Source organism: Cupriavidus sp. 05L310 (assembly GCF_056398185.1).
In genome coordinates this window covers 1-5,072 of sequence record NZ_JBFTOX010000127.1, presented here as the reverse complement: position 1 = coordinate 5,072, position 5,072 = coordinate 1, and the positions used below count along the sequence as shown (strand labels likewise).

At 66.9% G+C, this 5,072-nt stretch carries 4 protein-coding genes and 1 pseudogene; 4 read left to right on the top strand and 1 reads right to left on the bottom strand.

Annotated features, from left to right (window positions below; translation table 11 throughout):
- The 4 genes from AC1DS6_RS42145 to AC1DS6_RS42130 form a co-directional block, all read left to right on the top strand.
- Positions 1-177: acyl-CoA dehydrogenase family protein (locus tag AC1DS6_RS42145; RefSeq protein WP_276287100.1), on the top strand; the 177-nt coding region annotated here is incomplete at its 5' end.
- Positions 178-242: 65 nt separating this feature from the next.
- Complete coding sequence (locus AC1DS6_RS42140; RefSeq protein ID WP_441626770.1) at positions 243-1,850, top strand: carboxyl transferase domain-containing protein; 1,608 nt, start codon at positions 243-245, stop codon at positions 1,848-1,850.
- 69 nt (positions 1,851-1,919) lie between these two features.
- On the top strand, positions 1,920-2,708 hold the full coding sequence (locus AC1DS6_RS42135) for an enoyl-CoA hydratase/isomerase family protein (RefSeq protein ID WP_477104747.1): 789 nt from the start codon (positions 1,920-1,922) through the stop codon (positions 2,706-2,708).
- Positions 2,709-2,820: 112 nt separating this feature from the next.
- On the top strand, positions 2,821-4,845 hold the full coding sequence (locus AC1DS6_RS42130; RefSeq protein ID WP_477104746.1) for an acetyl/propionyl/methylcrotonyl-CoA carboxylase subunit alpha: 2,025 nt from the start codon (positions 2,821-2,823) through the stop codon (positions 4,843-4,845).
- A gap of 105 nt (positions 4,846-4,950) precedes the next feature.
- On the opposite strand, the pseudogene AC1DS6_RS42125 reads toward AC1DS6_RS42130, so the two are convergent.
- Positions 4,951-5,072 (bottom strand): annotated as a pseudogene (locus tag AC1DS6_RS42125) (IS630-like element ISCARN39 family transposase); the annotation flags it as partial.

The following is a 5,072-nucleotide window of genomic DNA, read 5'->3' as shown; positions in this document are numbered from 1 at the left end:
GAGAAGGCCACCTGGATGGCCGGCGAGTCGGTGCAGATCCTGGGCGGCAACGGCTATATCAACGAATACCCGGTCGGCCGGCTGTGGCGCGACGCCAAGCTGTACGAGATCGGCGCGGGCACGTCGGAAATCCGGCGCATGCTGATCGGGCGCGAGCTGTACGCCGAAACGGCGTAAGCTGCCCTGCCGGCCTGCGCCGCCGCGATCACTGCACGCCATAAAAGAACAGAGACCCGACACCTATGCCCACGCTCGAAACCAAACTCAATGCTCGCTCGGAATCCTTCCGCGCCAATGCCGACGCCATGCAGGCGCTGGTCGCCGACCTCAAGGCGAAGATCGCCAGGCTGGCCGAAGGCGGCGGCGAAGAAGCCCGCGCCAAGCACCTCGGGCGGGGCAAGCTGCTGCCGCGCGATCGCGTGCAGCAACTGCTCGATCCGGGCACGCCGTTCCTGGAACTGTCGCAGCTCGCGGCTTATGACATGTACGACAATGCCGCGCCCGGCGCCGGCATCATCACCGGCATCGGCAGCATCGCCGGGCAGGAATGCGTGATCGTCTGCAATGACGCTACCGTCAAGGGCGGCACCTACTACCCGCTCACCGTGCGCAAGCACCTGCGCGCGCAGGAAATCGCCGAGCAGAACAACCTGCCCTGTATCTACCTGGTGGATTCCGGCGGCGCCAACCTGCCCAACCAGGACGACGTCTTCCCTGACCGCGATCACTTCGGCCGCATCTTCTACAACCAGGCCAACCTGTCCAAGCAAGGCATCCCGCAGATCGCGGTGGTGATGGGTTCGTGCACGGCGGGCGGAGCCTACGTGCCGGCGATGAGCGACGAGTCCATCATCGTCAAGAACCAGGGCACGATTTTCCTGGGCGGCCCGCCGCTGGTGAAAGCGGCTACCGGTGAAGAAGTCACGGCCGAAGACCTGGGCGGGGCAGACGTGCACACACGCCTCTCGGGCGTGGCCGATTACTTCGCGCAGAACGACGCGCACGCGCTGTCGCTGGCGCGCAATATCGTGCAGCACCTGAACCGCCGCAAGCCGGACCAGATCCGCCTGCACGAGCCCCTGCCCCCGCGTTATCCGGTGGAAGAACTGTATGGCGTGATTCCTACCGACACGCGCAAGCCGTATGACGTGCGCGAAGTCATTGCACGCATCGTGGACGATTCGGATTTCGATGAGTTCAAGGCGCGCTACGGCACCACGCTGGTTTGCGGTTTTGCGCGGATCTGGGGCTATCCGGTCGGCATCATCGCCAACAATGGCATCCTGTTCTCGGAATCGGCGCTGAAGGGCGCGCACTTCATCGAGCTGTGCTGCCAGCGCAAGATCCCGCTGGTGTTCCTGCAGAACATCACCGGTTTCATGGTGGGCCGCAAGTACGAGAACGAAGGCATTGCGCGCAACGGCGCCAAGATGGTGACGGCGGTGGCGACGGCGCAGGTGCCGAAGTTCACGGTGATCATCGGCGGCTCGTTTGGCGCGGGCAACTACGGCATGTGCGGGCGCGCGTATTCGCCGCGCTTCCTGTGGATGTGGCCGAACGCGCGGATCTCGGTGATGGGCGGCGAGCAGGCGGCCAGCGTGCTGGCTACCGTGCGCCGCGACGGCATCGAGGCCAAGGGCGGCAGCTGGAGCGCCGAGGAAGAGGACAAGTTCAAGCAGCCTATCCGCGACCAGTACGAGCACCAGGGCCACCCCTACTACGCCAGCGCGCGGCTGTGGGACGACGGCGTGATCGATCCCGCGCAGACGCGCACGGTGCTGGGCCTGGGCTTGTCGGCCAGCCTGAACGCGCCGATCGGCGAGATGAAGTTCGGCGTGTTCCGCATGTGATCGCGCGCCGTGATCGCACGCGCAAATGCCCCGGATATTGAATCGCACCGCATCGCACAGGACACAACCATGGAATTCACCACCCTGACCGTCACCGCCGCGCAGCACGTGGCCACCGTCACGCTGAACCGGCCGGACGTGCGCAACGCCTTTAACGAGACCGTGATCGCCGAGCTGACCGGCGCCTTCCGCGCGCTGGGCAGCGAGCCCGCGGTGCGTGCCATCGTGCTGGCGGGCAATGGCCCGGCCTTCTGCGCGGGCGCGGACCTGAACTGGATGAAGAAGATGGCCGGTTACTCGCACGACGAGAACCGGTCCGATGCGCTGACCCTGGCGCAGATGCTGCACACGATCTGGGCCTGCCCCAAGCCCGTGATTGCACGCATCCACGGCGACACCTATGCCGGCGGCGTGGGCCTGGTTGCGGCCTGCGACATCGCCGTGGCCGCTGAGCCGGTGAATTTCTGCCTGTCGGAAGCGCGCCTGGGCCTGTTGCCCGCCACCATCAGCCCCTATGTGATCCGCGCCATGGGCGAGCAGGCCGCGCGCCGCTACTTCATCACGGCCGAGCGCTTCGGCGCCGCCGAGGCGCTGCGGCTGGGCTTTGTGCATGAGGTGGTGCCGGCCGACGCGCTGGATGCCAAGGTGGCCGAACTGGCCGCCGCGCTGGTGGCCAACAGCCCCAACGCCGTGCGCGAGAGCAAACGGCTGGTGCAGGAGGTGCCGGGCCGGGCCATCGACGATGCGCTGCTGGCCGATACCGCCGACCGCATTGCGGCGATCCGCGCCTCGGAAGAAGGCCGCGAGGGCGTGCGTTCCTTCCTGGAAAAACGCTCGCCGTCCTGGCGGCCTGCCTGAGCGAACCTCCAGCCAGCCCCCAGCCAATCAAGCGCCGTGCTGCACGGGTAGCCGCCGAACCACCCGCGCGGCCATCGCAGCCACGCCGCCAGAACTAAAACTAGGAACAGCCATGTTCAACAAGATCCTGATCGCCAACCGCGGCGAAATCGCCTGCCGCGTGGCAGCCACCTGCCGCCGCCTTGGCATCCGCACGGTAGCGGTCTACTCCGACGCCGACGCCAACGCGCGCCATGTGGCGCTGTGCGACGAGGCCGTGCACATCGGCGGTGCCGCCGCGCGCGACAGTTACCTGCGCGGCGACCACATCATCGAGATGGCCAAGGCGACCGGCGCGCAGGCGATCCATCCGGGCTACGGCTTCCTCTCCGAAAACGACGGCTTCGCCGATGCCTGCGCCGCGGCGGGCCTGGTCTTTATCGGCCCGCCGGCATCGAGCATCCGCGCCATGGGCAGCAAGAGCGCGGCCAAGCGCCTGATGGAAGAAGCCGCGGTGCCGCTGGTGCCGGGCTATCACGGCGAGGACCAGGACCCGGCGCTGCTGCGGCACGAGGCCGACCGCATCGGCTACCCGGTGCTGCTGAAAGCCAGCGCCGGCGGTGGCGGCAAGGGCATGCGCGTGGTGGAAGCCAGCGAAGGCTTCGAAGCCGCGCTGGCTTCGGTGCAGCGCGAGGCCAGCGCCAGCTTCGGCGACGACCGCGTGCTGGTGGAGAAATACCTGACCCGCCCGCGCCATATCGAAATCCAGGTGTTCGCCGACACGCACGGCAACTGCGTCTACCTGTTCGAGCGCGACTGCTCGGTGCAGCGGCGCCACCAGAAGGTGCTGGAGGAAGCCCCGGCGCCCGGCATGAGCGAGGAACGCCGGCGGGCGATGGGCGAAGCCGCCGTTGCGGCGGCGCAGGCCGTCGGCTATGTCGGCGCGGGCACCGTTGAGTTCATCGCCAACCAGGACGGCTCGTTCTACTTCATGGAGATGAACACCCGCCTGCAGGTGGAGCATCCCGTCACCGAGATGATCACCGGGCAAGACCTGGTGGAATGGCAATTGCGCGTGGCCTCGGGCGAGCCGTTGCCGCTGAAGCAAGATCAGCTTCGCATCCACGGCCACGCGCTGGAAGCACGCGTCTACGCCGAGAATCCCGACAAGGGGTTCCTGCCCTCCACCGGCACGCTGCGCTACCTGCGCACCCCGGCGGCGGTGACGTTCGCCCTTGGGCATGACGGCGACGGCCCGGCCGGCGTCCGCATCGATTCCGGCGTGCGCGAGGGCGACACCATCAGCCCCTACTACGACCCCATGATCGCCAAGCTGATCGTGTGGGGCCGCGACCGCGAGGAAGCGCTCGCCCGCATGGCGCAGGCGCTGGCGGAGTATCACGTGGTGGGCCTTTCGACCAATATCGCCTTCCTGCAACGGCTGGTGACTTCGCAGGCGTTCCGCACCGCCGACCTCGACACCGGGCTGATCGAACGCAACCAGGCAGCATTGTTCCCGCCGCCGGCGCAGGTGGGCACCGAGACCATCGCGCTGGCGGTAGCGGCGCTGATGGATGCGGAAACCCGCTCGCGGCGCGTCGATCCGGCGGATGCGCATTCGCCGTGGCAAAACGCCGGGGCATGGCGCTTGAACGGCGACGCCAGCAGCCAGTTCCGCCTGCGCACCAGCGAAGGTGAAACGCTTGCCAGCCTGCGCAGCGATGGCGGCAAGCAATGGCTCACCGTGGGCGAGCAGACCGTGCCCTTCCGCGCCACCACCCAGGCCGGCGGCTACGCGCTTGACCTTGGCGCGCGCACCGTCAAGGGCAGCGCCCATATCGACGGTGAAACGCTTTACGTGTTCAGCGGCGCGCAGCAAACCCGGCTGGAGGTCATCGACCCGCTCGCCCACGCGGGCACGGCCGATGCCGAGGGCGGCAAGCTGGTGGCACCGATGCCGGGGCGCATCATCGCGGTGATGGTCCAGGCTGGCGCCGTCATTGGCAAGGGTGATCCGCTGATCGTGATGGAAGCCATGAAGATGGAGCACACGCTGACTGCGCCCGCTGACGGTGTGGTGCAGGAAGTGCTCTATGCCATTGGCGATCAGGTGCAGGATGGCGCGCAGTTGGTCACGTTGGAAGATGTTGTGGTGTGAGTGGATGCCTTTTTTTGGGGCTGCTTGTAGCCCCGCTGACGCGGGGGGATGCGTTTGTTGGGCGGGGTTTTATTGCTTCTATTGATCCTTGTATAAATGACGACATCACCACAACTCGGCCTGCTTCCAGCACGCGGCAATGATGTTGGCGCGTTGTTGTGCGCTGCGCAGCCGATTGCGGGCGGTCGTTTTGAGTTCGGTGAGCGAGTGTGGGCAGAAGTTGGCCA